Origin of the sequence: Blastomonas sp. CCH9-A1, from assembly GCF_001557175.1 — a bacterium.
GTDB lineage: Bacteria > Pseudomonadota > Alphaproteobacteria > Sphingomonadales > Sphingomonadaceae > Blastomonas > Blastomonas delafieldii_A.
The window spans coordinates 104,652-131,648 of sequence record NZ_LSHM01000070.1 but is presented as its reverse complement, the minus strand read 5'-3'; the positions used below and the strand labels follow the sequence as shown (position 1 = coordinate 131,648).

Sequence of the window (26,997 nt, the reverse complement as noted above, 5' to 3'; positions counted from 1 at the left end):
CAGAATGGGTTCGACGCACAGCATCGCCACTTTCGACCACGAGGCAAGCTTCGACGCCTATGTCGCCGCGCCCGAAGGCACGCCAAAGGCCGCGATCATCGTGATCCAGGAGATTTTCGGCGTCAATCCGGGCATCCGCCAGAAGTGCGATGGGTGGGCGGCGCAAGGCTATCTCGCGGTCGCGCCCGATCTGTTCTGGCGGATCAAGCCGGGGATCGAGCTCGACCCCGATGTCGAGGCCGAGCTGCACGAAGCCTTCGGCTATTTCGGCCAGTATGATCCCGATGATGGCGTCAAGGATATCGAGGCGACCATCCGCGCGATCCGGTCCGGCATCGGCGGGCTTGATGGCGTCGCCAAGGTCGGCGCGGTAGGCTACTGCCTCGGCGGACGGCTCGCCTATATGACGGCTGCGCGCACCGATATCGACGCCAGCGTCGGCTATTACGGCGTGATGATCGACCAGATGCTGGGCGAGGCGCACGCGATTGCCAATCCCCTGATGCTGCACATTCCGACCGCGGACCATCTTGTCGGGCCCGAGGCGCAGGCAGCGATTCATGCCGGGCTGGATGATCACCCCAAGGTCACGCTGCATGATTATGAAGGGCTCGATCACGGCTTTGCCGCCGAGATGGGCAACCGCCGCGACGAGTCCGGCGCGCAGCTCGCCGATGGCCGCACCGCTGCCTTCTTTGCGGAGCATCTGGCATGAGCGTCGCACAAGCCGGAATCGCCGCCTGGCACGATTACATGCATGGCGGCTCGGACCCCGAAAAGCTGAGCGCCATGCTGGCAGACGACGCGGTATTCCATTCGCCCGTCGTCCACACCCCGCAAGAAGGCAAGGCCAAGGTCTTCGCCTATCTGCACGCCGCCGCGCACGTGCTGGGCAATGACAGCTTTCATTACGTCCGCGAGATCGTCGATGGGGACACCGCCGTGCTCGAATTCGCGCTCGTGCTCGATGGCATCCAGGTCAACGGCGTCGACATGGTCCGCTGGAATGCCGATGGCAAGATCGAGGACTTCAAGGTGATGGTGCGGCCGCTGAAGGCGGTCAACAAGGTCTGGGAGAAAATGGGCGAGATGCTGGCTAGGGCGGGTTAAGAGGCAGACCGCTAACACCAGCATCGTCATTCTCGCGAAAGCGGGAATCCCGCTACTGAGAAGCGCTGAAGTAAGCGGGACCCCCGCCTTTGCGGGGACGATAGATATGAACCGTTGTGGTTAATCGTCCGCCATCAGATAGGCGATAATCGCCGCGCGCTCCTCGGCTTTGCGCAGGCCGAAAAAGCCCATCTGGTTGCCTGGCACCAAAGCTTCCGGATCGGTCATTAAGCGGTCGAGCAGTTCGGGGGTCCAGCGCGGGTTGCTGGCGGCGAAAGCCTTGAAAGCCTTGGAATAGGCAAAAGTCCTGTCGCCAGCGACGGGGCGCTGGCTCAACCCATGCAGATTGGGCCCGCTCAGCCCCTTCTCGCCCTTTTGCACCGAATGGCAACTGTAACAGCGTTGGAAAGCACGTTCACCCATCTGGTTGGTGGATTGCGCCAATGCTGTACCGGGCAGTATCAGGACCAGCAGCGACAGGACAACGCGCAGCCTCATCTGTCGGTCCGGATCACCATCAGCCGCTCGGTGCCCGATTCGGGCAGGAACACCTCCCCCTTGCGGCCCAGGATCTGGCGGACATTCGCCCCCTCGCCGCTGCCGGCATAGCGTTGCACGAACTTCTCGGTGCGCGGATCGAAGACGCGGGTGGAATTGTCACCAAAATCGCTGACCCACACCATGTCGCGCTCGTCGACATAGACCGCATAGGCCTTGGGTGCGGGTCCGGGGAGCTTCCAGGCCTTCCAGCTCTTGTTTGAAGGCCTGTAGCGATAGAGCTCGCCGCTATTCCATCCCGTGATCCACAGATCGCCCTTGCTGTCCGCCCAGACGCGGCGCAGCCCTGTGTCCTTTGTCGGCGGCTCGATCACGCTGATGTCGCCAGTGGCGCTGTCGATCCGCGCGAGATGGCTGCCCGCGAGCGAGACATACCAGACCGTGCCGTCGGGCGCGGTGGCGATGCCATAGGGGCCGCGTCCCTTGGGGTCCTTCCACACCCGAACCTTGCCGTCGGCGGCGCTCACCCGGCCATAAATTCCGTTCTGGCCGGTGAACCAGTGCGTGCCCTGCTTGTCAAAGGCGCCCGTGTTGAGATTGGTATAGCCCGTGTCCTCGGGCAGCTTCCAGACGTCCAGCTTGCCATTCTTCGGGTCGTAGCGGACGATGGCATTCTGACCGCCATCGGTGATCCAGGCCATGCCATCGGGCCCCTGAATGACCCCGTGCGGGGCAGAATCGGGGCCGAGCGAGAGCTGCACGACCTTGCCCGACACCGGATCGAGAATGCCGAGCGCACCCTGTTTCTGTGCGGTGTACCAGATCCTGCCGTCGGGTGCCGGGGCAACATCGTGCGGGCGCGATCCCTTGGGAAGCTCGAACAGCTGGACGTTGCGGCCAATTTCGGCCGAGGCGGCGATCTGGGCCTTTTCCTCAGCGACCAGCGGGCCGCTAGCAAAACAGGCCAGCACCATTCCGGAAAGCCATACCCGCTTCATGCAAAAATCCTCCCCGATCGATGTTGCGATCCTATCAGGGATCCAACACCGATGGAGAGGAAATGTTGCGCGCTAAACGATGGTCAGTTGAACAGCGTCACCACGCCGACGCCGGGATCGACGAACCCGTCATAGATCATCTTGCCCGCGACATAGAGGATCACGGCCAGGCCGATATAGGCGATCCAGCGATAGCGCTCGATATATTTGGCGATGAAATTCGCCGCGATGCCCATCAGCGCGACCGACAGGATCAGGCCGACGATCAGGATGCCGGGATGTTCGCGCGCAGCCCCTGCCACCGCGAGCACATTGTCGAGGCTCATGCTGACATCGGCCACCGCAACCGCCCAGGCGGCAGCGGCGAAGCTCTTGGCCGGTGCGACGCCGCTATGCTCGTCGCCTTCGATTTCGGGCGAGCCTGCGTTCGCGCCCGCCGGTTGCAGCTCGCGGTACATCTTCCACGAGACCCAGAGCAGCAACAGGCCGCCGGCAAAGATCAGCCCGACGATCTGCATCAGCTGGGTGACGACCAGCGCGAATCCGATGCGCAGCACCAGAGCGGCGATGATGCCGATCAGGATCACCTTCTTGCGCTGATCGGCAGGCAGGCCCGCCGCCAGTGCGCCGACGACGATGGCATTGTCGCCGGCGAGCAGCACGTCGATCATCAGCACCTGGCCGAAAGCGGCGAGCGCGGACGGGGAGCCGATATTCGAGAAATCGGCAACGATATGGTTCCAAAGTTCCATCATGATGGGTGTCGCAGCCCTGAAGGATTACTGGTTCATGGAATCGAAGAAGTCTTCGTTGGTCTTCGAATCCTTCATCTTGTCGAGCAGGAACTCCATCGCGTCGACGGTGCCCATCTGCATGAGGATGCGGCGCAGCACCCACATCTTGGAAAGAATATCCTTCTCCACGAGCAGTTCCTCCTTGCGCGTGCCGGACTTTCCGACATCGAGCGCGGGGAAGATACGCTTGTCGGCGACCTTGCGATCCAGCACGATTTCGCTGTTGCCGGTGCCCTTGAATTCTTCGAAGATGACCTCGTCCATGCGGCTGCCGGTATCGATCAGCGCGGTGGCGATGATCGAGAGCGAACCGCCTTCCTCGATATTGCGCGCGGCACCGAAGAAGCGCTTGGGACGCTGCAGCGCATTGGCATCGACACCGCCGGTCAGCACCTTGCCCGACGAGGGCACGACGGTGTTATAGGCACGGCCCAGACGCGTAATCGAATCGAGCAGGATGACGACATCCTTCTTGTGCTCGACCAGACGCTTGGCCTTCTCGATCACCATTTCGGCGACCTGGACGTGGCGCTGCGCGGGTTCGTCAAAGGTTGAGCTGATGACCTCGCCCTTCACGCTGCGCTGCATGTCGGTGACTTCTTCCGGGCGCTCGTCGATCAGCAGCACGATCAGGAAGACTTCGGGATGGTTGTCGGTGATCGCCTTGGCAATGTTCTGCAGCAGCACGGTCTTGCCGACGCGCGGCGGCGCGACGATCAGCGCGCGCTGGCCCTTGCCCTGCGGCGAGACGATGTCGATGACCCGCGCCGACTTGTCCTTGACCGTCGGGTCGAGCGTGTCGAGCCGCAACTTCTCGTTCGGGTAGAGCGGGGTCAGGTTGTCGAAATTGACGCGGTGACGCACGACATCGGGATCGTCGAAATTGACCGCAGTGAGCTTGGTCAGCGCGAAATAGCGCTCGCCATCGCGCGGCGCGCGGATTTCGCCTTCCACCGTATCACCGGTGCGCAGGCCGAAGCGGCGCACCTGGTTGGGGCTGACGTAAATGTCATCGGGCCCGGCGAGATAGTTCGCCTCGGGGCTGCGCAGGAACCCGAAACCGTCGGACAGCACCTCGATGGTGCCCAGACCCATGATCTGCTCGCCGTCTTCGGCCAGTTCCTTGAGGATCGCGAACATCAGGTCCTGGCGGCGAAGCGTCGATGCGCCCTCGACGCCCAGCTCTTCGGCCATGGTGACGAGTTCGGCGGGGGTTTTCTGCTTGAGTTCTTTGAGATGCATGAGGTGCAGGATTCCGTGGGAAGGGTGCCGCCAAAAATGGAAACGCGGCAGTCAGGAAAGAGATGCGGGACGCCCAACCGGTAATCCGGTCACTGGTGAAGCGGGTCGTCGAAGGTCCCGGACGGGACGGGATCGGAAATAGGGCCGAGAGCGGCGAAAGTCAATCCGGGCTGCGATGGGTGGAGGCCTGGGCGCAATCTCCACCACCCCCGCTCAGCCTGGGCCTGTCGCAGGCCCCGCTATATGGCCAGCGTGGGCGCGGGCCCTTCGACTACGCGGGCTGCGCCCGCTGCTCAGGGTGAGCGGACGTGGTCAGGCGAAAGTCTTCGCGACTAGAACGGCTTCACGATCACCAGGATCACGATCACCGCGGCAGCGACGCCCGGAACCTCGTTGATCAGCCGCAGCTGCTTGCCGGTAAGCTTGCGCTCGCCGCGAGCCAGCTTCTTCGCATAGCCGATCATCCAGCCATGATAGCCGCTCAAAAGCAGCACGAAGAGCAGCTTGGCGTGCAGCCAGCCGGCGGTCCACCAGTTGCCCTGGCTCGCCAGCACCAGCCCCAGCACCCAGACTATGATCAGCGAGGGGTTGAGGATGATCTTTCGCAGCTTGTTCTCGCGGTCGATCCAGCGCGTCGCCTCTTCGGAGCCGTGCTCGGCCTCCTGATGATAGACCAGGAAGCGCGGCATCATGAACAGGCCGGCCATCCAGAAGATGACGAAGATGAGGTGCGCCGCTTTCAGCCAGAGATAGAGCATGGAGAGAACATAATCCGTTGTCAGAAGAAGCTCGTTCATGGGTTCTGCCGCCAGTCACACCGGTTGAGGCGGCAGGGCGGTCATACGCCCTGCTTCACCAGTGTAAGCAGTGCATGCACGTGTTCAATGGGGGTCTGCTGCAATATGCCGTGCCCCAGGTTGAAAATATGCGGCCGTCCCTCGAACGTGCGCAGGATATGCCGGACCGCATTTTCCATCTGCTCGCCGCCCGCCAGCAGCGCCAGCGGGTCGAGATTGCCTTGGACGGGCAGATGCGCCGGAATATTGGCGGCAGCCCAGACCGGATCGATCGTCTCGTCGAGCCCCAGCGCATCGACGCCGGTTTCGCGGGCATAGGCGGCAAGCTTCTCGCCTGCACCCTTGGGGAAACCGATCACCGGCACGCCGGGGCGTGCTTCGTGGATGGCTGCGGCAATGCGCGCATTGGGCGCGATCACCCAGCGTTCGAACTGCGCCGGGGCGAGCGAACCCGACCAGCTGTCGAAAATCTGGACGGCATCGACGCCGGCATCGATCTGGCCGATCAGATATTCGATGGTGAGATCGACGATTCCGTCGATGAGCGCCTGAAAACCGGCGGGATCGCGATAGGCATATTCGCGTGTTGCGTGCTGGTCCTTGCTGCCCTCGCCGTTGACCATATAGGTCGCAACGGTCCAGGCCGACCCTGCAAAGCCCAGAAACGTCTTTTCAGGCGCAAGCTCGGCCCTGACCAGCCGCACGGTCTCGTAGATCGCCTCGAGCCGCTCAGGGACCGCGACAAGGCTCTCCAGCGCATGATCGAGCAACCGGGGCGACAGATGCGGCCCCTCGCCCACCAGGAATTTCAGATCCTGGCCCATCGCATAGGGGACGATCAGGATATCGGAAAACAGGATCGCGGCATCGAGCGCGAACCGGCGCAGCGGCTGCAGCGTGATCTCGGCGGCCGCCGGACTGTCATAGACCAGCTCGAGAAAGCCGCCCTTTTCCGCCCGCAGCGCGCGATATTCGGGAAGATAGCGCCCGGCCTGGCGCATCATCCACATCGGCGGCACCTTGGCCACATGTCCGTTCAGGCAATCGAGCAAGGGCGCCTTGCGCGCCGTCGTCTGCATTGTGTCCCCACCCATCTTAATTCTTATATCCTTTATATAGGGATTCTGTTGAAGAAAGCCGCTGGAAAACCGGCATGACGCTTTCTTGCCCTATGTATCGACAGATTGACAGTCGCCAAATCGCAGCAGCCTGACGAGTCGGCAAATTTTTGCCCGCTATCAACAGCCTGTGGGTAAAGCTTTCACTTGTGGACAAGCCCTGTGAGGAATCTCGGGTCAGGGGGGAGCAAAACCATCCCCGGTTTTGCCCACAATATCATGCCTTGATTTATCCCCGCGCTGCCCACAGACCATGGGCATGAGCCGCTTTCACCTGCACCTCTTGTCAGATTCCACGGGAGAGACCCTGGAGAACATCGCCAAGGCGGCGCTGGCGCAGTTTGACGCGGTGGAGATCATCAAGCATTTCTGGCCAATGGTGCGTTCCGAAACGCATCTCGACCGGATATTGGACGAGGTCGCGGCCAATCCGGGGCTGGTGCTGTTCACCTTGGTCAATCCCGATATCCGCGCCAAGCTCGAGCGGCGCTGCCGCGTGCTCGGGCTGCCGATGGTGCCCGCGCTCGATGCGGTGAGTGATGCCTTGTCCAATCTGCTCGGCCAGGCGGCCAAGGCGCGGCCGGGCCGACAGCATGTGCTCGATGCCGCCTATTTCGCACGCGTGGAAGCGATCCAGTTCACGATCGCGCATGATGACGGGCAGAACTGGGAGAATTGGGAGGCGGCGGACATCGTGCTCGCCGGCGTCTCGCGCTCGTCCAAGACGCCGACCTCGATCTATCTCGCCAATCGCGGCTACAAGACCGCGAACATCCCGATCGTGATCGAATCGCCGCCGCCTTCCGCGCTGTTCACGCTCAGGCATCCGCTGGTGGTGGGGCTGACGACCAATCCCGAACGGCTGATCGCGGTGCGCCGCAACCGGCTGTTGTCCTTGAACCAGGCCCCCGAAACCGATTATGTCAATGACGAGAAGGTGAAGGCCGAGCTGGCCTTTGCCAGGCGGATGTTTGCGGATAATGGTTGGCCGGTGATCGACGTGACGCGTCGATCGATCGAGGAATCGGCGGCGGCGATCATCAACCTGTTCAACGAGCGCGAAGCCGCGCGCGAAAACAGGCGGCAGGCGACCGAGCCGATGGATAAAGCCTAGTTTGCTTCGGGCATAAGGACGATGGAAATGCTGATACTCGCATCGCAGAGCACCGCACGCCGGGCCATGCTCGATGCTGCCGATGTGCCTTTCTCGGTCGTGGCGGCGCATATCGATGAATCCTCGATCCGTGCCTCGCTCCATGCCGAGGGCACCTCCCCTCGCGATATCGCCGATGCCCTGGCAGAAGCCAAAGCGATGCGCGTCGGCACCCGGCGGCCCGAGGCGATGGTGCTCGGCTCCGACCAGATCCTGGAAACCAGCGAAGGCGAGATGCTGAGCAAACCGCAGACCCCCGACGATGCGATCCGCCAGCTCGAATCGCTGTCGGGCAAGCCGCACAAATTGTGGAGCGCCGCCGTCATCGTCGAGGGCGGTCGGCCGATCTGGCGGCATGTCGGCAAGGCGGTGATGCACGTGCGTCCGCTGGGCCCTGCCTTTGTCCGTGACTATGTGGAAAAGCACTGGGAAACCATTGGATATACGGTGGGTTGCTACGAGATAGAGGGTGCGGGAGCCCAGCTTTTCAGCCATATCGAGGGCGATGTGTTCACCGTCCAGGGCATGCCGCTGCTGCCGCTGCTCGGCTTCCTGCGCGAACGCGAACTGATGCCGAGCTGATTCATCCGCTTGGAAAATCGGCAAGGGTTTCAGCAGAGTCCGCCTTACCCCCTCCGTTTGTCCCGAGCGAAGTCGAGGGACGCAGACCCAAGGGTTTCCCATGTCCCAACCCTATGCCGAGTTGATCGGCGACCCGATCGCGCACAGCAAATCGCCGCTGATCCACAATTTCTGGCTCAAAACGCTGGGGATGGAAGCCGAGTATCGCGCCTGCCATGTCACGCCCGACGCGCTGGCCGATTATATCGCCCAGCGCCGTGCCGATCCGCTCTGGCGCGGGTGCAATGTCACCATTCCGCACAAGATTGCGGTGATGGAGCATGTCGCCGATCCGGGCGATGTGCGCAGCAGCATCGGGGCGATGAACACGATCGCGCGCGATGAACAGGGCGCGCTGTTCGGCACCAACACCGATGCCGGCGGTTTCTACGCACCGCTCGGGCAGAGCGATTTTACCGGTGCAGATGTCGCGCTGATCGGCGCGGGCGGGGCGGCGCGGGCGGTGCTGTTCGCGCTCGCCCGAATGGAGGTCGCCAGCGTGACAATCCATGCGCGCAATCCCCTGAAAGCCATGGGGCTGCTTGCGAGCTTCGCGCTCAAGGGCCAGGTGCGCGGCATGGACGATCCGCTGGGCGAGGTCGATCTGCTGGTCAACACGAGCCCCTTGGGCATGAAGGGTTTCGACCCGCTGGTGCTCGACCTTTTGCCGCTGCCCGAGAGCGCGCTGGTCTATGACATTGTCTACAATCCGCTCGAAACCGGGCTGCTGAAGGCGGCGCGGGCGCGCGGGCTCGAGACGGTCGACGGGCTCGAGATGCTGATCGGCCAGGCAGCGCTCGCCTTCGAAATCTTCTTCGGTGCCGCTCCCCCGCGGAACCGCGACGATGAGCTCCGGGCATTGCTGCTGGCATGATGGCACCGATCAAGCGCCTGCCGCCGCACCATCGTCATCGGCCACTGGTGCTGGGGCTGACCGGATCGATCGGCATGGGCAAATCGGCGGTGGCGAAGATGCTGCGCGCCGAGGGCGTGCCGGTGTTCGATGCCGATGCCGAGGTACATGTGCTGCAGGGACCGGGCGGAGCGCTGCTGCCCGCGATCGAGGCCGCGTTTCCCGGCACGACAGGGCCGCAAGGTGTCGACCGTGCGAAGCTGGGTGCGGCGGTGTTCGGCAATCCGGTGGCGCTGAAAAGGCTCGAGCATATCGTGCATCCGGCGGTGGCGCGCTCGCGCGCCGCCTTCGTCCGCGCCCACCGGTCGCGCCGGATCATCGTGTTCGATATCCCGCTGCTGTTCGAGAAAGGCGGTACCCAGAATGTCGATGGCATCGTGGTCGTCTCCGCGGCGCTGTGGCAGCAGCGCAAGCGCGTGCTCGCCCGCCCGGGCATGACCGCGGCACGCCTGCGCCATATCCGTCACCTGCAGATGGCTGATCACCACAAGCGCGCGCATGCCGATTGGGTGATCCCCACCGGCGGCACCAAATTGGCGACGCGACAGGCGGTGCGCAGGCTGCTTCAGAATTTACGTTCGGCCCTTGCACGATGAGCAAATCGGTCCAATAGTATCGGAAATGAGAGAGATCATTTTCGATACCGAAACCACCGGCCTGTCCCCTGATGAAGGACACAGGATGGTGGAAATCGGGTGTATCGAGATGGTCGGTCGCAGCCTGACGGGCCGCACCTTCCACGCCTATTTCAATCCCGAAATCCCGATGCCGCCCGAAGCCGAGAAGGTGCATGGCCTGGGCGATGCGTTTCTCGCCGACAAGCCGCTGTTTGGCGCAGGCGTCGAGGATCTGCTCGAGTTTCTCGGCGATGCGACCCTGGTCGCGCACAATGCCGGGTTCGACATGCGCTTCCTGAATGCGGAACTGGCCATGGTCGGCAAGCCCGCCATTGCGATGAGCCGTGTGATCGACACCGTCGCGATGGCACGCGCCAAGTTTCCCGGATCGCCCGCCAGCCTGGATGCATTGTGCAAGCGCTTCGGCGTCGATCGCAGCCACCGCGTGCTGCACGGCGCGCTGCTCGATGCCGAGCTGCTGGCGCAGGTCTATATCGAGCTGACCGGGGGTCGCCAGATCGGGCTCGGTCTCGCCGACGACAGCGCGGAAACCGCCGTCGTCCCCGGTGCACGGCCTCGCCTCATTCCCAGTGTCCAGCGTCCGCACCGCCTGCCGCGCCCGTTTGCCGCCAGCGAGGAAGAGCTGGCCGCGCATGCCGAGTTCCTGGGCAAGATCAAGCAGCCGCTCTGGCTGTCGACACGCTAACCTTTGTACTGAAAATCATTCCGGAAAGGAGGTCTTTACCCGAATCGTCACCCGATCCTTAGCGTTGGACGCCAAGGATATATCGATCCGGCCCGTCGCGGCAGTGATCCTGCGGCTGGCCCCAAAAAATGGAGAATATCATGGACATTCGTATTTCTGGTCATCAGGTCGACACTGGCGAAGCGCTCAAGGTGCACGTCGCGGACCGACTCAATGCGATTGTCGAAAAGTATTTTTCCAAGGCGATATCCAGCCAGGTCACCTTCAGCCGAGGGCCTCACGAACAGTTCCAGTGCGATATCGTCACGCATGTGATGCAGGGCCTGATCCTCAAGGGCCATGGCCTGGCGCAGGATGCGCATGTCTGCTTCGACGGCGCGGCGGACAAGATCGAGAAGCAGCTGCGCCGCTATATGGGCCGCCTCAAGGGCCGCCATGAACAGTTCCAGCATGCCGCGCGCGAGGAAGAAGCCGCCTATGTCGTGTTCGACAGCGGCAACGAGGAAGAGGAGGTCGTGGGCGATGCTCCGGTCGTGATCGCCGAAACCCGCGTCGACGTGCCCACCGCCACCGTATCCGACGCCGTGATGATGCTCGACCTGCGCAACACCAATGCGCTGTTCTTCAAGAATACCGGCACCGGGCGGCACAACATGGTCTATCGCCGCCCCGATGGTTCGATCGGCTGGGTCGAACCGCGCGTCTGAATATTTTCGGCGCGTTGTGCGCCCGTGCATCGCATGGCTTGGTTTTTCGGGCGATATGGTGCATGGGCGCGGCAGCAATGCGTCGGCGGGATGAGGCAACCCCCTCCCGGCAGGGCCGACGGTGATCCTTTGAACATTCGTGCGCGCCGCCTCGGCAACGATCGGGGGCGGCGCGACAGAATCGAGAATTTTGACTGTCATGGCATGGTTCGAACTCCATAAGCAGGCGGTGCTGATCTCGGCACGCGTCGCGGACAAGCACCAGGCGCTCGAGCTGGCCGCCGAACAGTTCGGTCATTGCTACGGGCTGGATCCGGACAAGGTGCTCGGCTGCCTGCTCGAGCGCGAGCAACTCGGTTCGACCGGCTTCGGGCGCCGCGTTGCCATTCCGCATGGCAAGATGGATGGGCTGGACCATTCGGTGGCGGTGGTGCTGCGGCTGGGCAAGCCGATCGAGTTCGGCTCGATCGACAATCTTCCGGTCGATCTGGTGATCGCGCTGCTCTCGCCGGTGGCCACGGGTGCGATGCACCTTCAGGCACTTGCGCATATCTCGCGGCTGACGCGTGACGAAAAGACGCTCGCCAAGATCAAGGGCGCGGATGACCCGGACGCGATCTATGCGCTGGTCACCGCCGAGCTGGATCGTGACGCTGCCTGACCGGGCGACAGGGCCTGGCGAAGAGGCGCATTTCCGCGCGCTCGAACGCCTTTATGCCGCCGCTGCGATCAATCGGCTGTTCCCGTCGCGGCTGACGATCACGGCAGCGGGCAAGGCACGGATCGATTTCGAGGTGACCCCTGAACATTTCCATGCGGCCGGTGCGGCGCATGGCACGCTCTATTTCAAGATGCTCGACGATGCCGCCTTTTATGCGTGCAATGCGCTGGTCACCGACCGATTCCTGCTCACCACGGCGTTCAACCTGCATTTCACCGCGCCGGTGCGCGCGGGGCCGGTCTATGCCGAGGGCCATTGGGTAAGCGGGCGCCGACGCGTCTGGGTGGGCGAATCCCGGCTGGTGGATAGCCATGGCGAGGAGATCGCGCGCGGCACGGGCACGTTCATGCGCTCGCACATCGCGCTGTCGGGGCTGGAAGGCTACAAGCCGCCGATCGCGGACAGCCTGTGATCGAGCCTCGGCTGGCGACTCACGTCCGCATCGAGGCGCTCAAGCGTCTCACCGCCGCAGCAGGCGGCTTTGCCACCATCATCGCCAAAGGGGACCCGGTATCGGGCGCGATCCTTATCGCGCGGACGGTTCGCGGACAGGACAATGCGCTGTTCGAACTGTTCCGCAGGTTCGACGACCAGGCGGAGTGGCAGGAGGTGTGGAGCGAGGATTCCGGCTCGCTGGCGCGCAAGGGCAGCATGGCCGAATATGCCGAGCGACGCCGTCTTCGCGATGCCGACTTGTGGATTATTGAACTGGATGTCGCCAGCCGCGCACAGTTCAACGCGATAATGGGTCAGACGAGTTGACTCATTATCGCCGCTGCTAGAGGGGCCGCTGCACCGATCAACGCGCAGGCGGCTCATATGGTTCCCCGGCTTTTCAAGGCCAGAGAAGAACAGGGCTAGCACGCAGACGGGGGGTTTCCCTTCCGGAACCGGCCGGGCTTTTCTGCCCGATCCCAGTTCCGGCCGTGGTGATCCACCGCACAGTCAAAGTTTGTAATGAGTAAGATCCTCAAGGTCGCCAGCATGGCCGCCATGACAGTCTATTCGATTGTCACCTTCTCTCTCACCGACGCGTCAGCCGCCCTTGCATCGCCGCTGATTGCCGACATGATCCAGCCGGTTCCCGCCCAGACGAGCGAAACCACCGCCTCCAGCGCTGATGAAGCCGCTGTCGTAGCCGGTGCTGCCTCGGCCGAAACCGCTCCCCAGCAGATCGACACCCAGACCGCCAAGCCGCCGCTCAAGGCCGAAAGCCTGGCGCAGCTCGTGTCGATGTCCGACATGCCCGCCGAAATCGACGAGGAAACCCGTTGTCTCGCCGGTGCCGTCTATTTCGAATCCAAGGGCGAGACCCTTAACGGCCAGCTCGCCGTCGCCAAGGTGGTGATCGCGCGCCGCGATTCGGGCCGCTTCGCCAGCAGCCTGTGCGGCGTGGTCTATCAGCCCAGCCAGTTCTCGTTCGTTCGCGGCGGCCGCATGCCCGCCATTCCCACCGCCAGCCAGGACTGGAAGGAAGCCGTCGCCATCGCGCAGATCGCGATGAAAGACAGCTGGGACAGCCCGGTCGAAGGCGCGCTGTTCTTCCACGCGCGTCATGTCTCGCCGGGCTGGCGCATGCAGCGCCTCGCCGCGGTCGACAATCACGTCTTCTATCGCTGATCGCCTGGCCTCAGGGCCAGCCACGACAGCTTGAGAGCTAGTCCTTTGGGTCGCAAAGGACTGAGGCGGGCGCTCCTCTAGCGTCCGCCTCGACCTTTTTGCGCGTAGGGAAAGCGCATGAAGAAAGGACCGGCAGCTTGGGGGCTACCGGTCCAGTCGGGTTTCTACCAAGGGTGTGGTAAAGGCTTGGCGCGTCAGCTGCCGACGGCAATGCGCTCGCCGGGCTTGAAACGCTCGCCGGCTTCGGCGCGGGCGATCAGCGTCACCATCGCGCGCTGGCCGCTGGCGATCGTTTCGCTCACGCAGTTGCGGTAATCGATGCGCTCGCGCAGGGTGGGCGTTTCGGGCGTACCGCAGACCTGGCGCGAGGCGGTTTTCAGCCGGGCCTGCAGCGTTGCAGCGCCCGCCGGCGTGGTGAGATCGAGATCGACGAACGGAACCTCGACGCTGCGGACGACGCGGCCGCCAGCGGCCTCGCTGGTCTTGACGGGATTGGCCTGGACGGAAGCGGAAAAGATGATGGCCGAGGCGGCAGCGGCGGCCAGGGCACGGGTGGCGACGGGGGCGAGAGCACGGGCGAACATGGGGTGGGGTCCTTTCTTGGGGGCAAACTGAACGGTGGGGCCGGTCCTGTCGGCAAGGGTCCCTTCAGGACCGGCCTTGTTGTCGTTTGCCGCCGATGTCCTGCCTGGGGAGCTATGGAGCATCGGCGACATCATCTGGATAGGGCAAGGCGCGCCGATGCGCGCGCCGCGCTCGACAAGGACGCAGCAGATGTCGCTCAACGACTACAGCTGTCGACGAACGACACAGCCGCATCGACCAATGTAACATATGCAAAGAAAGCGTCACCGAATCGGCAAGAAACGGTCATGCTTCCGCTACGGAAAGCTGGGGCCGTCAGCCGATAGGGAATGTCGCGAGCGCTTCCGCCAGAAGCGCCGCGCGGGGTTCCACGTGGAACCCTGTCAGATCAGTCCCGCGAGCGGGCTGGAGGGATCGGCATATTTGCGCGTGCCCATGCGACCGGCGAGATAGGCCTCGCGGCCGGCCTCGACTGCCAGCTTCATCGCGCGCGCCATGCGGATCGGGTCCTTCGCCTCGGCGATCGCAGTGTTCATCAGCACGCCGTCACAGCCCAGCTCCATTGCGATCGCCGCATCAGAAGCCGTGCCGACCCCGGCATCGACCAGCACCGGCACCTTGGCGTTCTCGACGATCAGCCGGATGGTGACGCGGTTCTGGATGCCCAGCCCCGATCCGATCGGCGCGCCCAGCGGCATGATCGCCACGGCACCGGCGTCTTCCAGGCGTTTCGCGCCGATGGGATCGTCGACGCAATAGACCATCGGCTTGAAACCTTCCCTGGCGAGAATCTCGGTCGCGCGCAGCGTTTCGTGCATGTCGGGATAGAGCGTCTTCGCCTCGCCCAGCACCTCGAGCTTGACCAGGTCCCAGCCGCCTGCCTCGCGCGCCAGGCGCAGCGTGCGGATTGCCTCCTCGCCGGTGAAACAGCCGGCGGTGTTGGGAAGATAGGTGATCTTCTTCGGGTCGATAAAGTCGGTGAGCATCGGCGCATTGGGGTCCGACACGTTGACCCGGCGCACCGCGACGGTGACGATCTCTGCCCCCGAAGCGGCGACCGCTGCGGCGTTCTGCGCGAAATCCTTGTACTTGCCGGTGCCGACGATCAGCCGCGAGCGAAACGTGTGACCCGCGACGGTCCAGCTGTCATCCGCCGGAGCATGATCGCCGCCGCCGACGAAATGCACGATCTCCAGCCGGTCGCCATCGTGCACGGTGACATCGCCGAGCGTCGAACGCGGCACGATCTCCAGATTGCGCTCGACCGCCACCTTGGCGGCGTCGAGCCCGAGCGAGCCGACGAGCGCAGCAATGCTCTGGCCCGCGGCAACGCGGCGCGGCTCGCCATTGATATGAATGCTGATCTGGGCGGTTTCGGTGGAGGTGCTGGTCATAGGGCGCGACTCTTGGCGCGGATCGAGGGGCAAGGGCAAGCCCCAATATTGGCAATCGGGATTGCGTTCAGTGCTGGCGCGCGGCGCGATAGTTCAGCAGATGCGCGATGCTGAGCAGCGCGACGCCGGTCAGCGTCAGCGCATATTCCCAGGAACCGCCATGCGGCACGGTCATCGCGGCGAGCATCGCGGCAATGCCCATCGAGCCGATGGCGAGCGGTGTCCAGGCACCGTGCAATCGGACGCCATGGCCCAGCGCGAGTGCGGCCATGATCGCCGCAAGCACGAAGCCGATCTCATGCACCCAGGGAGAAAGGAAGATGCCGCCCATCGAGGCGAATCCCGCCACCAGCCACAGGCCCGCCGCGCAATGCACCATGCATAGCGCAGACAGCGCAATCGCGGCCGAATCGAGCTGGCCGGACCGGGTGATACGAGACAACATGCCTCGCACATAGGTGATATGATATCATTGCGCAATCGGGCTTTAGCAACAATCTCGCCAGGACGCGATGAGCGGTGCCGAAAAACCCCTTGCAAGCAGGGCATCGCCGTCCGAAATGCGTGCATCATGACCAGCCTGTCGCACCCCCGGATCGCCACGCCGCTGTCGCCCGACCGCAGCACGCCCAATGCCATCGCCATCTGGCTCTACGGCGTCGCGCTGCTGGTCTTCTGCATGGTGGTCGTGGGCGGGATTACACGGTTGACCGAATCGGGCCTGTCGATCACCGAATGGAATGTGGTCACCGGTACCCTGCCGCCGCTGTCCGAAGCCGCCTGGGTGGCGGAGTTCGAGAAATACAAGCGCATCCCCGAATATATCGAGGTCAATGCCGGCATGTCGCTGGCCGAGTTCAAGACCATCTATTTCTGGGAATATGTCCACCGGCTGCTCGGGCGGCTCGTCGGAGTCGCCTTCGCCCTGCCCTTCGCCTGGTTCGCCATCCGCCGCGCGATTCCGCAGGGCTATGGCTGGCGGCTGTTCGCGCTGTTCGCGCTGGGCGGGCTGCAGGGTGCGATCGGATGGTGGATGGTCGCGTCGGGCCTGACCGAGCGTACCGATGTCAGCCATTTCCGGCTCGCGGTGCACCTGCTCAACGCGCTGTTCATCATGGCAGGGCTGATCTGGACCGCGCGCGACCTGCAGGTGCTCGCGCGCGATCCCGCAGCGCGGCCGGCGCGCATGACCGGGCTGGCGCTGGCGACGATCCTCATCCTCTTCGTGCAGCTGCTGCTCGGCGCCTGGGTCGCGGGGCTCAACGCGGGCTATGCCGCCAAGAGCTGGCCGCTGATGAATGGCAGCTTCGTTCCGCAAGATATCGACTGGTCGCATGGCGTGGTGCACACGCTGACGCACGACCCGTTCCTGCTGCATTTCCTGCATCGCTGGTGGGCCTTTGTCGCGGTCGCCGCACTGGTCGTGATGGCGCGTGCGGTGCGCAAGGCCGACCGGCCTGCCTCGGTCGCGATCCACAGCGCGTTCGGCGTGCAGGTGCTGCTCGGCATCGCCACGGTGATGAGCAGCGTCGATCTGCACCTCGCCGTGCTGCACCAGGCCGTGGGCGCGATTCTGGTCGGCACCGTCGCCTGGGGTGCGCACAGCCTGGGCCGTCAGGGTGCGACGCACCCGGCATGATCGGCGATTCGCTTACCGACACCAGCGAGATCCGGCTGGTCTATTGCCCCTTTGCCGACAAGGAAGAGGCACAGACGATCGCACGCACCGTGGTGCGCGAACAGCTCGCCGCCTGCGCCAATGTGCTGGGGACGGTCCAGTCGATCTATCACTGGAACGGTGAGCTGACCGAACAGGCCGAGGTGCCGGTGCTGTTCAAGACCGCCCTGCCCCAGTCCAAGGCGCTGGTCGCCCGAATTGTGCATCTGCACAGCTATGACGAGCCGGCAGTGCTGGTGCTGCCGGTGGAATATTGCCCGCCCAGCTTTCGCGCCTGGGTGCTCGGCCAGACTCTGGCGATCGACTGAGCCGCGCCGGGCGACAGTTCCTGCGGATGGTGCGAATCGAGGCTTTTCCCAGCCTCCTCTAGGGCCGGAAACCCGATGGTATCATGATACCCTACGCCAAAAGCCCCAAAATGCTTGACGAATCGGGACCTGATCGTCATTAGCCGCGCTTCGTTCAGGCCTGCTGACCAGCGGCCTGTCGTGTCACGGAAATCTGTCAGCCGATCGCACTTCCCGATCCACCCGATCCGGAACCGCAGCGGAGGACGTTTTGGAAGGTTGAAGGCCATGAAGGCTTTGCTCAAGACCACCAAGTCGATCAAGCCGGCTGAGGTGGAAAAGAAATGGCATATTATCGATGCCGATGGACTGGTGGTCGGCCGCGTCGCGGTGATCATCGCCAACATCCTGCGCGGCAAGCACAAGCCGAGCTACACCCCGCATGTCGATTGCGGTGACCATGTCATCGTCATCAACGCAGGCAAGGTGCAGCTGACCGGCAACAAGCGCAGCGACAAGGTCTATTACAAGCACACCGGTTATATCGGTGGCATCAAGGAAGTGACCGCCGCCAAGGTGCTGGACGGCCGCTTCCCCGAGCGCGTGCTTGAAAAGGCGGTGGAGCGCATGGTTCCCCGTGGTCCGCTGGGTCGCCAGCAGATGCGCAACCTGCACCTCTTCACCGGAACCGAACATCCGCATGCCGGCCAGCAGCCCGAAGTGCTCGACGTGGCCTCGCTCAACCGCAAGAACAAGGTGGGTGCATAATGTCTGATACCGTGCAATCCCTGTCCGACATCAAGGACATCGCTGCCGACATCGAAACCACCGACGCGCCCGTCGCCAAGGTTTCGAACGCCCCGCTGCGCGAGCAGGAGCTCGACAAGCAGGGCCGCGCCTATGCCACCGGTCGCCGCAAGGACGCCGTGGCCCGCGTGTGGCTGAAGCCCGGCACTGGCAAGATCATCGTCAACAAGCGCGACCAGGCCGTGTATTTCGCACGCCCGACTCTGCGTCTGGTGATCAACCAGGTGTTCGACATCACCGACCGCAAGGATCAGTATGACGTGATCTGCACCGTCAAGGGCGGCGGTCTCTCGGGCCAGGCCGGCGCGGTCAAGCACGGCATCAGCCAGGCGCTGACCAAGTACGAACCCGCTCTGCGCAGCACGGTTAAGCAGGCAGGCTTCCTGACCCGCGACAGCCGCACCGTCGAGCGCAAGAAGTACGGCAAGGCCAAGGCGCGCAAGAGCTTCCAGTTCTCGAAGCGCTGATGCGTCTCGTCGCCGGGGTCTTCGGACTCCGTGCGATGCCGGAATGAAAAACGGGGTGATCGCCCCCCTTGGATTGGGCCTTCGGGCGTCTCCATCGGGCCAGCGATCGCCCCGATTTTCATTTCAGGCCGCCCGATCGGTGCAGCAGCGCTTGCACAGCGCGGTTGCACCCGCTAAGGGCGTCGCCTGCCCGCGAAGGAGTGTAGCTCAGCTGGTAGAGCGTCGGTCTCCAAAACCGAATGCCGGGGGTTCGAGTCCCTCCACTCCTGCCAGCGGCGATCAGTGTCTCCCCCAAGCGGGGCATCCCCTTCCATTGAATCCCCTTGCTTCTGCGGATTTGCGCGGCTATGGGGCTGTCTTTCTCCGACAGGGTGCATATATCGCGTTTCAGCCGGGCAAGGCTGGCGGCGATGTGTCTGCCAATGCGAATATGCCCGCCCATCGGAACAAGGAAAGTGAAGGCCATGGCCAGCGAAGGAAAGAAGACCAGCCCCGGCGAGTTCGTGCGACAGGTGCGCACTGAAGCCTCGAAGGTCGTCTGGCCGAGCCGCCAGGAAACGGTGACCACCTCGATCATGGTGTTCATCCTGATGACCATCCTGGCGATCTTCTTCCTGACCGTCGATTCGATCTTCGGTGCCATCGTCAAGTGGCTGCTCACGCTCGCGTAAGAGCGCCAAAACGTCTTTTGAAAGAGAACTGAATGTCGCGCTGGTACATCATTCACGCTTATTCGGGCTTCGAGAACAAGGTCCGCGACGCGATTCTCGCCGATGCCGAGCGCATGGGCCTGTCGGCGCTGGTCGAGCAGGTCGAGGTTCCGACCGAAACCGTGACCGAGGTGCGCCGCGGCAAGAAGGTGCAGACCGAGCGCAAGTTCTTCCCCGGCTATGTGCTGGCCAAGCTCAAGATGACCGACGATGTCTATCACGTCGTCAAGAACACGCCCAAGGTCACCGGTTTTCTCGGCCCCAATGGCAAGCCCCAGGCGATCAGCGATGCCGAGGCTGCGCGCATCCTGAACACCAAGGAAGAAGCCGCCAACGCGCCGCGCGCCCGTATCGATGTCGATTACGAAATCGGCGATTCGGTCAAGGTGCTCGAAGGTCCGTTCGCCAGCTTCAACGGCATTGTCGAGGAACTCGATTTCGACAAGGCCCGCGTCAAGGTCTCGGTCTCGATCTTCGGCCGCGCCACGCCGGTCGATCTCGATTTCGAGCATGTGGAACTGGCGAAGTAAGGGAGCATCGCAGGAAAAGTGGGAACCGGTTTTCCGGTTCGCGATGCGACCCACAAGGAATTTTGTCCTCACCCCTTTAGGGGAGAGGGCGACGAGACTTGGCAGCTTGCTGCCTAGTCGCAGTGGGAGAGGGTCTCCGGCGTTCGATCTTGACGCATCCCCTCTCCAACTCCGCGTAACCGGCAAGCCGGTAACGCTCCGTATCCTCTCCCCTGAAGGAGAGAGGATACATCGTGCGGGAGACTGGCCTTAAACCAGTCGCTTGACCGCTTAATTTGAGGGCGACGGGCACCTGCCTTTCGCCTGACAGAATGAAGGAGTGCCATCATGGCAAAGAAGATTGAAGGCTATATCAAGCTGCAGGTGGCCGCTGGTGCCGCCAACCCCTCGCCGCCGATCGGCCCTGCTCTGGGTCAGCGCGGCGTCAACATCATGGAATTCTGCAAGCAGTTCAACGCTGCCACGCAGGACATGGAAAAGGGCACCCCGCTGCCGACCGTCATCACCGTGTACGGCGACCGCAGCTTCACCTTCGTGACCAAGACGCCGCCGGCGAGCTACCTGATCAAGAAGGCGGCGAACCTCAAGAGCGGTTCGAAGCTTCCGGGCAAGGAAAGCGCGGGCACCATCAAGCGTTCGCAGCTTGCGGAAATCGCGCAGGTGAAGATGGCCGACCTCAATGCCAACGACATCGAGGCAGCAACGAAGATTATCGAAGGCTCGGCAACGTCGATGGGCCTTGAAGTGGTGGAGGGCTGAGATCATGGCAAAGGTGACCAAGAAGGCAAAGGCTCTCGCCGCCAAGCTCGACGCTGAAAAGCTGTATGGTGTCGATGAAGCCATCAAGACCATCAAGGAACTGGCGAGCGCCAAGTTCGACGAGACCATCGAAGTCGCGCTGAACCTGGGCGTCGACCCGCGTCATGCCGACCAGATGGTCCGCGGTGTCGTGTCGCTGCCCTCGGGCACCGGCAAGGACGTCCGCGTCGCCGTGTTCGCGCGTGGCGACAAGGCCGAAGCGGCTCTGGCCGCCGGTGCCGAGCGTGCGGGTGCCGAAGACCTGATGGAAGAAATCCAGAACGGCAAGATCGACTATGATCGCATCATCGCCACCCCCGACATGATGGGCGTGGTCGGTCGTCTCGGCAAGCTGCTGGGTCCCAAGGGCCTGATGCCGAACCCGAAGCTGGGCACCGTCACCCCGAACGTCGCCGAAGCCGTCAAGGCGGCCAAGGGCGGCCAGGTGGAATTCCGCGTCGAAAAGGCCGGCATCATCCATTCGGGCATCGGCAAGGCCAGCTTCTCGGACGAAGCGCTGCGCGCCAATTTCGACGCGTTCGTCGATGCGATCGTCAAGGCGAAGCCCTCGGGCTCCAAGGGCAAGTATCTGCGCAAGATCTCGGTCAGCTCGTCGATGGGCCCCGGCCTGAAGGTCGACGTGTCGGAAGTGCACGCAGGCTGATCGTCACAATCTGCTGCTAAGCCATTCAGGGGCCGGAGGGGAACCTTCGGCCCCTTTTTGGTGTCTGGCTTCGACAGCCAATCCACCCCATCGCCTTCCCTCTCTGGCCGGAGCCGCGCCCCATGACCCTCGATCTGCACGTCACGCTGACCTATGACATGGAGGGGCCTACCGACATCCTGCTCCAGGTCGAGGCCGCCGCCATCCCCGAACAGCGGATCGAATCGGCGCATATCCAGGCTTCGCATTGCGACCATTTCGTCCGGGTGGCGGCGCTTGACGGGATCGGCGACCGCATCTGGCTGCGCACCAGCGGGCGGCTCAGCATCGATTACCGCGCGCGGATGACGGTGCTGCGCGATCTCGCCGATGTCGCCACGCTGCCGCAGATGCCACTGCACCAGCTGCCCGGCGAGACGGTGCAATATCTGTTCGATTCGCATTATTGCCCGGCGACCAAGTTCCACAGCTTCGTTGATACCGAGTTCGGCACCCTGTCGGGCGGCGCGCGGATCGCGGCGATGCGGGACTGGATCGCCGAGCATTTCACCTATCAATCGGGCAGCTCGGACGCGACCACCACCGCGCTCGACAGCTTCGTCACCCGGCACGGGGTGTGCCGCGACTATGCGCATGTCATGATCGTGCTTGCGCGCGCCTGTTCGATCCCCGCGCGCTTCGCCAGCGTCTATGCGCCCGATGTGACCCCGCAGGATTTCCATGCGGTGGCCGAGGTCTTCCTCGCCAATCCGGACGGCGAGGGCGGCGCCTGGCATCTGGTCGACCCCACCGGCATGGCGACCGCCGCCGACATGGTGAAGATCGGCGTCGGTCGCGACGCGCTCGACGTGGCGTTTCTCACCGCCTTCGGCACCGTCGAGCTGGTCGAGCAGCAGGTCAGCGTGAAACGCGCGGCGTAACGGGCACGCGCGAGCTTGACTCTACGGCCGTAGCTGCTAATGCCCGCGCCGACCGGATCGCTCGCAAGGGCGTATCCGATCGCCGTCCGAGACAGTTGGTGCGGGGGATCTGCCCTGCTTAATTCCCAGCCTAGACGGGGACATGTTTTTCGCTGTCGTGCGCTCGTCGCACCACAGACGCTGCCATTTTCGTCCCTCTGACGCACAGGCGCAGCAGGGGCTTCGGCTCGGCAAACACCCCCCACGGACAGACGTAGCAGTGCGGCCAGGACCGGCAACGGCCCCTTTTCGTGCTGCACAAGCAACCGGGCGCACCGGTGGATGGTCTCGTGTCATCCATCAAACCGATGCGCTCATGTGGAAGGAGAACGGCATGGATCGTGCTGAAAAAGAAGCCGCTGTTGCCTCGCTGAACGCAACCTTCGGTGAAGCCGGTGTGGTGGTGGTGACCCGTAATCTGGGTCTGACCGTTGCCAAGTCGACCGAGCTTCGCACGAAGATGCGCGCGGAAGGCGCCAGCTACAAAGTGACCAAGAACCGGCTGGCCAAGCTTGCCGCTCAGGGCACGCCTTATGCCTCGATCGCCGACCTGTTCACCGGCCCCGTCGCGCTTGCGACCTCGGGTGATCCGGTGGCAGCGGCCAAGGTCGCGGTCAACTTCGCCAAGGATAACGACAAGCTCGAGATCGTTGGCGGCGCGATGGGCGATGTGGTCCTCGATGCCGAAGGTGTGAAGGCGCTCGCCTCGATGCCCTCGCTCGACGAACTGCGCGCCAAGATCATTGGTCTCGTCAATGCCCCGGCCACTAAGGTGGTTCAGGTCATTCAGGCTCCCGCCGGGCAGCTCGCCCGCGTGTTCGGCGCCTATGCGGCCAAGGAAGACGCATAAGTTTTGGTACCCCCTGCCGCACGCCCGAACGGCTGCGGCAAGCAACATGTTTAGAATTGGAGACTTAAAATGGCAGATATCGCAAACCTGGTCGAAGAACTCTCGAAGCTGACCGTTCTGGAAGCCGCTGAACTCTCGAAGGCTCTGGAAGAAGCATGGGGCGTTTCGGCCGCTGCTGCTGTGGCTGTTGCTGCACCCGCCGCTGGCGGCGCTGCTCCGGCTGCTGAAGAGCAGACCGAATTCGACGTCATCCTGACCGGCGACGGCGGCAAGAAGATCCAGGTCATCAAGGAAGTCCGCGCGATCACCAACCTGGGTCTGACCGAAGCCAAGACCCTGGTCGAAAGCGCTCCCAAGGCGATCAAGGAAGGCGTCAGCAAGGCTGAAGCCGAAGACATCAAGGCGAAGATCGAAGCAGCCGGCGGCACCGTCGAGCTCAAGTAATCTTCTGCGCCCAAGCCTTCGGGCCTGGGGATGAAGAAAAGGGCGGCCTGCTTTCGCGCAGGTCGCCCTTTTTCGTTTTCAGGCAGCGGGTTGTTTCACGTGAAGCCGCCCACCCCTTCCCTAACGCCCCTCGAACGCGCATATGTCTGCGATGACCCAGACAGACCCCCGCTCGTTCCTCTACCGCGCCGATGCGCTCGACCCCGATACCGCGCAGGCGATCACCCGCGATGCGCTGAAAGCCTGCGACGATGGCGAGCTCTATCTGCAATATTCGGCGAGCGAGAGCTTCGTCTTCGACGACGGGCGGCTGAAGACCGCCGATTATTCGACCGATTCTGGCTTCGGCCTGCGCGGTGTTTCGGGCGAGATGACCGGCTTTGCCCATGCCAATGATGTCAGCGCCTCCGGAATCCGCCGCGCCGCCGAGACGCTCAAGCTGCTCGATCCCGCCAGGGGCGAGGCCGCGCCGCCGCCGCGCAAGAACAACCGGCATCTGTACACCGATGGCAATCCGCTCGAATCGATCCCCTTCGAGGCGAAGATCGCGCTGCTCGAGAAGATCGATGCCGCCGCGCGCGCCCGCGATCCGCGCGTCGCGCAGGTCACCGCGAGCCTGGTCGGCAGCTGGTCGGTGGTCGAGGTGGTGCGCGCCGATGGCTTTATCGCCACCGATGTGCGGCCCCTGGTGCGGCTCAACGTCTCGATCGTGGCGCAGAGCGGCGACCGGCGCGAGGTCGGCAGCTTCGGCATGGGCGGACGCTATCTGTACGACAGCATGTTCGAGGACGCGGTCTGGAACCGCGCGATCGACGAGGCGCTCGCCCAGGCGCTGACCAATCTGGAAAGCGTCGCCGCGCCCGCGGGCGAGATGACGGTGCTGCTCGGCCCCGGCTGGCCCGGCATCATCCTGCACGAGGCGATCGGGCACGGGCTGGAGGGTGATTTCAACCGCAAGGGCACCAGCGCCTTTTCGGGCCGCATCGGCCAGCGCGTCGCCGCCGATGGCGTCACCGTGGTCGACGATGGCTCGATCCAGGACCGGCGCGGCTCGCTCTCCATCGACGATGAAGGCACGCCCACGCAGGAAAATGTGCTGATCGAGAACGGCATATTGCGCGGCTATATGCAGGACCGGCTGAACGCCCGGCTGATGGGTGTCGCCCCGACCGGCAACGGCCGCCGCCAGTCCTATGCCCATGCCCCGATGCCGCGCATGACCAACACCTTCATGCGCGCCGGCAACGACGACCCCGCCGAGCTGCTGAGCCGAGTGAAAAACGGCATCTATGCCAGAAGCTTCGGCGGCGGCCAGGTCGACATCGTCTCGGGCAAGTTCGTCTTCACCTGCACCGAGGCGTACCGCGTCGAAAACGGAAAGCTGGGTGCCCCGATCAAGGGCGCGACGCTGATCGGCGACGGCCCGACGGTGCTCACCAAGGTCACCGGCATCGGCAACGACTTCGCCCTCGATGAAGGCGTCGGCGTCTGCGGCAAGGGGGGGCAGGGCGTGCCCGCAGGCGTGGGCCAGCCCAGCTTGCTGGTCAGCGGGCTGACGGTGGGTGGGACGGGGGGCTAATCCGCTTCGCCACCCCCGTCGAGATCGTCGGGGGAATAGCTATAGCCGATAATGTCGCCCGGCTCGCATTCGAGATAGCAGCAGATCGCGGCGAGCGTCGAAAAGCGCAGGCCTTTGACCTTGCCCGACTTGAGCAGCGACAGGTTGGATTCGGTGATCCCGATCGCTTCGGCGAGCTGCTTGGAGCGCACCTTGCGCTGCGCGAGCATGACATTCAGGTTGACGACGATCGGCATCAGACGAACCCGTCGAGCTCGTGCTGCTTGCGCAGCGCGGTCTCGATCGCCCAGGTGACCGAATAGGCCGCGAGCGCCAGCAGCAATGGTGTCGCGAGATAGGCAAGGTTGACCACGATCTGGAACACGGGCCCTGTCGGCGTACCGGGCGACAGGAAGGATTCGAGCAGCGTTTCGTGCACCGGGCTGGCCAGGGCCCAGACCACCGCTGCCCCCGATGCGCGTTTGAGCCATCGCAGCGCCTCGACCAGCGCGGCGTCTGTCGGCCCGCCGAGGCGGCGCAGGGCCAGCCCCACGCACGCAAGCAGCAGCGCATAAGGCACGCTGACGACCGCCTCGATGGCGGCGAGACCCAGCCGCACTTCGGATCGATCGACATAGGCCGCGAAGACGGCGCGTGTTTCGGCTGTGGCCTCGACCTGCAGGCGGATTTCCTGGCTGAGCAGGCTGGCGGGTTTGGACACCCACAGGCACCCCTCGCCACCGCAATAGGGCGACGCTCCGGGGGTCAATCCGGCAAAGACGATCACGGGAAGCATCACAAGCGCTGCGACCAGGAACAGCGCCCCGATCAGCCGAAACCGGCGCGCCTGGTCTGGCGTCAGCCAATATCTGTCGGACATGATATTCTTTCTGTTTGACAGCAATTTTTTGCCATTATACATGAAAGACGCGGCGCAACGACAGCCGTTTTGTCTTGAGGTTTTCCATGATGCGGATGCAATGGACCGCGCTTTTCGCGGCGCTGACGCTTGCCTGCCATGCCGCCCCCGCCAAGGCCCGCGATGGCAGCGAGCTCGAACAGGTGGGTCCCGAACTGGCGGTCGGCATGTTTCGGCACGGTGCGAACTTTCACCCGCTTGGCAGTGCGCTCAGTTTCGATCTGCCGCCACTACCGCTGGGCCAGGTCTATGACGGGATGGAGGAAGACGGCACCGCCGACGTGCAGGTGCTCTATCGTACCGCTCCTTTGAAATTCGCGCTCAAGCCGCGTCTCACCGCCAAGCTGCAGATCAGCCTCGACAAGCGCACCAGCTTTGCTAGCGTCGGCGCGGAATGGCGGCAGCACATCCTCGGTGGGCGTGTTTACGGCCAGGTCGGCATCGGGGTGAGCGTGCACGACGGCTATCGCTTCACCCCCAATCCGTTCGTACCCGGCCTGCCGCTTGCCGAGGCGCGGCGGCGCTTTGCCATCTACCAGACGCGCACGGCGTTCGGATCGCGCGTGCTGTTCAACCCCAATGCCTCGATTGGCATCCGTCTGAGCCGCAAATGGGCGGCGGAACTGGCCTGGGAACATCAGAGCCATGCCCAGCTGTTTTCCGACCAGAATCCCGGGATCGACCATGTCGGACTGCGCCTAGTGCATAGCTTCTAGATGGCGTCAGCGGAGA

At 63.6% G+C, this 26,997-nt stretch carries 36 protein-coding genes and 1 tRNA gene; 26 read left to right on the top strand and 11 right to left on the bottom strand.

Annotation, left to right across the window (positions count from 1 at the left end; genetic code table 11):
- The first annotated feature begins 4 nt into the window (after nt 1-4).
- Both AX725_RS18690 and AX725_RS18685 read left to right on the top strand, forming a co-directional pair.
- Entirely contained in the window at nt 5-715 is a 711-nt protein-coding gene (locus tag AX725_RS18690; RefSeq protein WP_060977943.1) for a dienelactone hydrolase family protein, read from the top strand.
- The gene (locus tag AX725_RS18685) at nt 712-1,110 is read left to right on the top strand and encodes a nuclear transport factor 2 family protein (RefSeq protein ID WP_060977944.1); all 399 of its coding nucleotides are present in this window, start codon (nt 712-714) and stop codon (nt 1,108-1,110) included. Before AX725_RS18690 ends, AX725_RS18685 begins: the two co-directional genes overlap by 4 nt.
- Nucleotides 1,111-1,230: 120 nt before the next feature.
- On the opposite strand, the gene AX725_RS18680 is transcribed toward AX725_RS18685, so the two are convergent.
- From AX725_RS18680 to hemE, 6 genes are all read right to left on the bottom strand, one after another.
- Nucleotides 1,231-1,608: a c-type cytochrome gene (locus AX725_RS18680; protein ID WP_066043946.1), complete on the bottom strand. Its 378-nt coding sequence runs from the start codon at nt 1,606-1,608 to the stop codon at nt 1,231-1,233.
- Nucleotides 1,605-2,606, bottom strand: coding sequence for a Vgb family protein (locus tag AX725_RS18675; RefSeq protein ID WP_081097137.1), 1,002 nt, complete (start codon nt 2,604-2,606; stop codon nt 1,605-1,607). Before AX725_RS18675 ends, AX725_RS18680 begins: the two co-directional genes overlap by 4 nt.
- 83 nt (nt 2,607-2,689) lie before the next feature.
- Nucleotides 2,690-3,361 (bottom strand): TerC family protein, encoded by a 672-nt coding sequence (locus AX725_RS18670; RefSeq protein WP_060977947.1) that lies wholly within the window; start codon nt 3,359-3,361, stop codon nt 2,690-2,692.
- A gap of 24 nt (nt 3,362-3,385) precedes the next feature.
- A complete protein-coding gene (gene rho, locus AX725_RS18665) occupies nt 3,386-4,642 on the bottom strand; it encodes a transcription termination factor Rho (RefSeq protein WP_060977948.1) in 1,257 nt (418 codons plus the stop codon).
- Nucleotides 4,643-4,974: 332 nt separating this feature from the next.
- A complete protein-coding gene (locus tag AX725_RS18660; protein ID WP_067512647.1) occupies nt 4,975-5,439 on the bottom strand; it encodes a CopD family protein in 465 nt (154 codons plus the stop codon).
- A 41-nt stretch (nt 5,440-5,480) separates the two neighbouring features.
- On the bottom strand, nt 5,481-6,533 hold the full coding sequence (hemE, locus tag AX725_RS18655; RefSeq protein WP_208597889.1) for a uroporphyrinogen decarboxylase: 1,053 nt from the start codon (nt 6,531-6,533) through the stop codon (nt 5,481-5,483).
- Between the two features lie 283 nt (nt 6,534-6,816).
- On the opposite strand from hemE, the gene AX725_RS18650 reads away from it, so the two are divergent.
- The 10 genes from AX725_RS18650 to AX725_RS18605 all read left to right on the top strand — a co-directional run bounded on the left by AX725_RS18650 (nt 6,817) and on the right by AX725_RS18605 (nt 13,615).
- A complete protein-coding gene (locus AX725_RS18650) occupies nt 6,817-7,671 on the top strand; it encodes a pyruvate, water dikinase regulatory protein (protein WP_060977963.1) in 855 nt (284 codons plus the stop codon).
- Nucleotides 7,672-7,698: 27 nt separating this feature from the next.
- Entirely contained in the window at nt 7,699-8,292 is a 594-nt protein-coding gene (locus AX725_RS18645; protein ID WP_081097138.1) for a Maf family protein, read from the top strand.
- A 100-nt stretch (nt 8,293-8,392) separates the two neighbouring features.
- Entirely contained in the window at nt 8,393-9,205 is an 813-nt protein-coding gene (gene aroE, locus AX725_RS18640) for a shikimate dehydrogenase (RefSeq protein WP_060977952.1), read from the top strand.
- Complete coding sequence (gene coaE, locus AX725_RS18635) at nt 9,202-9,840, top strand: dephospho-CoA kinase (RefSeq protein WP_081096998.1); 639 nt, start codon at nt 9,202-9,204, stop codon at nt 9,838-9,840. Before aroE ends, coaE begins: the two co-directional genes overlap by 4 nt.
- Before the next feature lie 25 nt (nt 9,841-9,865).
- The gene (dnaQ, locus tag AX725_RS18630) at nt 9,866-10,567 is read left to right on the top strand and encodes a DNA polymerase III subunit epsilon (RefSeq protein ID WP_060977954.1); all 702 of its coding nucleotides are present in this window, start codon (nt 9,866-9,868) and stop codon (nt 10,565-10,567) included.
- Nucleotides 10,568-10,707: 140 nt separating this feature from the next.
- Entirely contained in the window at nt 10,708-11,274 is a 567-nt protein-coding gene (gene hpf, locus AX725_RS18625) for a ribosome hibernation-promoting factor, HPF/YfiA family (RefSeq protein ID WP_060977964.1), read from the top strand.
- 199 nt (nt 11,275-11,473) lie between these two features.
- Nucleotides 11,474-11,935 (top strand): PTS sugar transporter subunit IIA, encoded by a 462-nt coding sequence (locus AX725_RS18620; protein WP_060977955.1) that lies wholly within the window; start codon nt 11,474-11,476, stop codon nt 11,933-11,935.
- On the top strand, nt 11,895-12,407 hold the full coding sequence (locus tag AX725_RS18615) for a PaaI family thioesterase (protein WP_060977956.1): 513 nt from the start codon (nt 11,895-11,897) through the stop codon (nt 12,405-12,407). Before AX725_RS18620 ends, AX725_RS18615 begins: the two co-directional genes overlap by 41 nt.
- On the top strand, nt 12,404-12,757 hold the full coding sequence (locus AX725_RS18610) for a DUF1491 family protein (RefSeq protein ID WP_060977957.1): 354 nt from the start codon (nt 12,404-12,406) through the stop codon (nt 12,755-12,757). Before AX725_RS18615 ends, AX725_RS18610 begins: the two co-directional genes overlap by 4 nt.
- A 195-nt stretch (nt 12,758-12,952) precedes the next feature.
- On the top strand, nt 12,953-13,615 hold the full coding sequence (locus AX725_RS18605) for a cell wall hydrolase (RefSeq protein WP_060977958.1): 663 nt from the start codon (nt 12,953-12,955) through the stop codon (nt 13,613-13,615).
- 194 nt (nt 13,616-13,809) lie between these two features.
- Here AX725_RS18605 and AX725_RS18600 read toward each other — a convergent pair whose 3' ends face one another.
- The 3 genes from AX725_RS18600 to AX725_RS18590 all read right to left on the bottom strand — a co-directional run bounded on the left by AX725_RS18600 (nt 13,810) and on the right by AX725_RS18590 (nt 16,039).
- Nucleotides 13,810-14,199: a UrcA family protein gene (locus AX725_RS18600; protein WP_023839452.1), complete on the bottom strand. Its 390-nt coding sequence runs from the start codon at nt 14,197-14,199 to the stop codon at nt 13,810-13,812.
- Between the two features lie 384 nt (nt 14,200-14,583).
- Nucleotides 14,584-15,594 carry a sulfur carrier protein ThiS gene (gene thiS / locus AX725_RS18595; RefSeq protein ID WP_081097130.1) on the bottom strand — a complete coding sequence of 337 codons (1,011 nt, stop codon included), beginning with the start codon at nt 15,592-15,594 and terminating at the stop codon, nt 14,584-14,586.
- 67 nt (nt 15,595-15,661) lie between these two features.
- Nucleotides 15,662-16,039 carry a MerC domain-containing protein gene (locus AX725_RS18590; RefSeq protein WP_060977440.1) on the bottom strand — a complete coding sequence of 126 codons (378 nt, stop codon included), beginning with the start codon at nt 16,037-16,039 and terminating at the stop codon, nt 15,662-15,664.
- Between the two features lie 126 nt (nt 16,040-16,165).
- On the opposite strand from AX725_RS18590, the gene AX725_RS18585 reads away from it, so the two are divergent.
- From AX725_RS18585 to tldD, 13 genes are all read left to right on the top strand, one after another.
- Nucleotides 16,166-17,233 (top strand): COX15/CtaA family protein, encoded by a 1,068-nt coding sequence (locus AX725_RS18585; RefSeq protein ID WP_060977439.1) that lies wholly within the window; start codon nt 16,166-16,168, stop codon nt 17,231-17,233.
- Entirely contained in the window at nt 17,230-17,580 is a 351-nt protein-coding gene (cutA, locus tag AX725_RS18580) for a divalent-cation tolerance protein CutA (protein ID WP_060977438.1), read from the top strand. The genes AX725_RS18585 and cutA overlap by 4 nt, the downstream gene beginning before the upstream one ends.
- Nucleotides 17,581-17,847: 267 nt before the next feature.
- A complete protein-coding gene (gene rplM, locus AX725_RS18575) occupies nt 17,848-18,327 on the top strand; it encodes a 50S ribosomal protein L13 (protein WP_060977437.1) in 480 nt (159 codons plus the stop codon).
- Entirely contained in the window at nt 18,327-18,833 is a 507-nt protein-coding gene (gene rpsI, locus AX725_RS18570) for a 30S ribosomal protein S9 (RefSeq protein WP_066043943.1), read from the top strand. The genes rplM and rpsI overlap by 1 nt, the downstream gene beginning before the upstream one ends.
- A 196-nt stretch (nt 18,834-19,029) precedes the next feature.
- Nucleotides 19,030-19,105, top strand: a tRNA-Trp gene (locus tag AX725_RS18565).
- 192 nt (nt 19,106-19,297) lie between these two features.
- On the top strand, nt 19,298-19,504 hold the full coding sequence (secE, locus tag AX725_RS18560) for a preprotein translocase subunit SecE (protein ID WP_060977436.1): 207 nt from the start codon (nt 19,298-19,300) through the stop codon (nt 19,502-19,504).
- A 32-nt stretch (nt 19,505-19,536) separates the two neighbouring features.
- Entirely contained in the window at nt 19,537-20,073 is a 537-nt protein-coding gene (gene nusG, locus AX725_RS18555; protein ID WP_023839461.1) for a transcription termination/antitermination protein NusG, read from the top strand.
- A 327-nt stretch (nt 20,074-20,400) separates the two neighbouring features.
- On the top strand, nt 20,401-20,832 hold the full coding sequence (rplK, locus tag AX725_RS18550) for a 50S ribosomal protein L11 (protein WP_060977435.1): 432 nt from the start codon (nt 20,401-20,403) through the stop codon (nt 20,830-20,832).
- 4 nt (nt 20,833-20,836) lie between these two features.
- On the top strand, nt 20,837-21,535 hold the full coding sequence (rplA, locus tag AX725_RS18545; RefSeq protein WP_060977434.1) for a 50S ribosomal protein L1: 699 nt from the start codon (nt 20,837-20,839) through the stop codon (nt 21,533-21,535).
- Nucleotides 21,536-21,657: 122 nt separating this feature from the next.
- Entirely contained in the window at nt 21,658-22,455 is a 798-nt protein-coding gene (locus AX725_RS18540) for a transglutaminase-like domain-containing protein (RefSeq protein ID WP_060977433.1), read from the top strand.
- Between the two features lie 373 nt (nt 22,456-22,828).
- Nucleotides 22,829-23,344 (top strand): 50S ribosomal protein L10, encoded by a 516-nt coding sequence (gene rplJ, locus AX725_RS18535; RefSeq protein ID WP_060977453.1) that lies wholly within the window; start codon nt 22,829-22,831, stop codon nt 23,342-23,344.
- Between the two features lie 69 nt (nt 23,345-23,413).
- A complete protein-coding gene (rplL, locus tag AX725_RS18530) occupies nt 23,414-23,788 on the top strand; it encodes a 50S ribosomal protein L7/L12 (RefSeq protein ID WP_060977432.1) in 375 nt (124 codons plus the stop codon).
- Between the two features lie 151 nt (nt 23,789-23,939).
- Nucleotides 23,940-25,367, top strand: a complete 1,428-nt coding sequence (tldD, locus tag AX725_RS18525; RefSeq protein WP_060977452.1) for a metalloprotease TldD — start codon at nt 23,940-23,942, stop codon at nt 25,365-25,367.
- Here tldD and AX725_RS18520 read toward each other — a convergent pair.
- Together AX725_RS18520 and AX725_RS18515 are read right to left on the bottom strand one after the other, a co-directional pair.
- Nucleotides 25,364-25,603 carry a helix-turn-helix domain-containing protein gene (locus AX725_RS18520; RefSeq protein WP_060977431.1) on the bottom strand — a complete coding sequence of 80 codons (240 nt, stop codon included), beginning with the start codon at nt 25,601-25,603 and terminating at the stop codon, nt 25,364-25,366. The two genes, tldD and AX725_RS18520, sit on opposite strands and share 4 nt — an antisense overlap.
- Complete coding sequence (locus tag AX725_RS18515) at nt 25,603-26,226, bottom strand: hypothetical protein (protein WP_208597825.1); 624 nt, start codon at nt 26,224-26,226, stop codon at nt 25,603-25,605. The genes AX725_RS18520 and AX725_RS18515 overlap by 1 nt, the downstream gene beginning before the upstream one ends.
- Nucleotides 26,227-26,312: 86 nt before the next feature.
- Between AX725_RS18515 and AX725_RS18510 the strand changes: the two genes are divergently transcribed.
- Nucleotides 26,313-26,981: an acyloxyacyl hydrolase gene (locus tag AX725_RS18510; protein ID WP_208597824.1), complete on the top strand. Its 669-nt coding sequence runs from the start codon at nt 26,313-26,315 to the stop codon at nt 26,979-26,981.
- Nucleotides 26,982-26,997 lie beyond the last annotated feature (16 nt).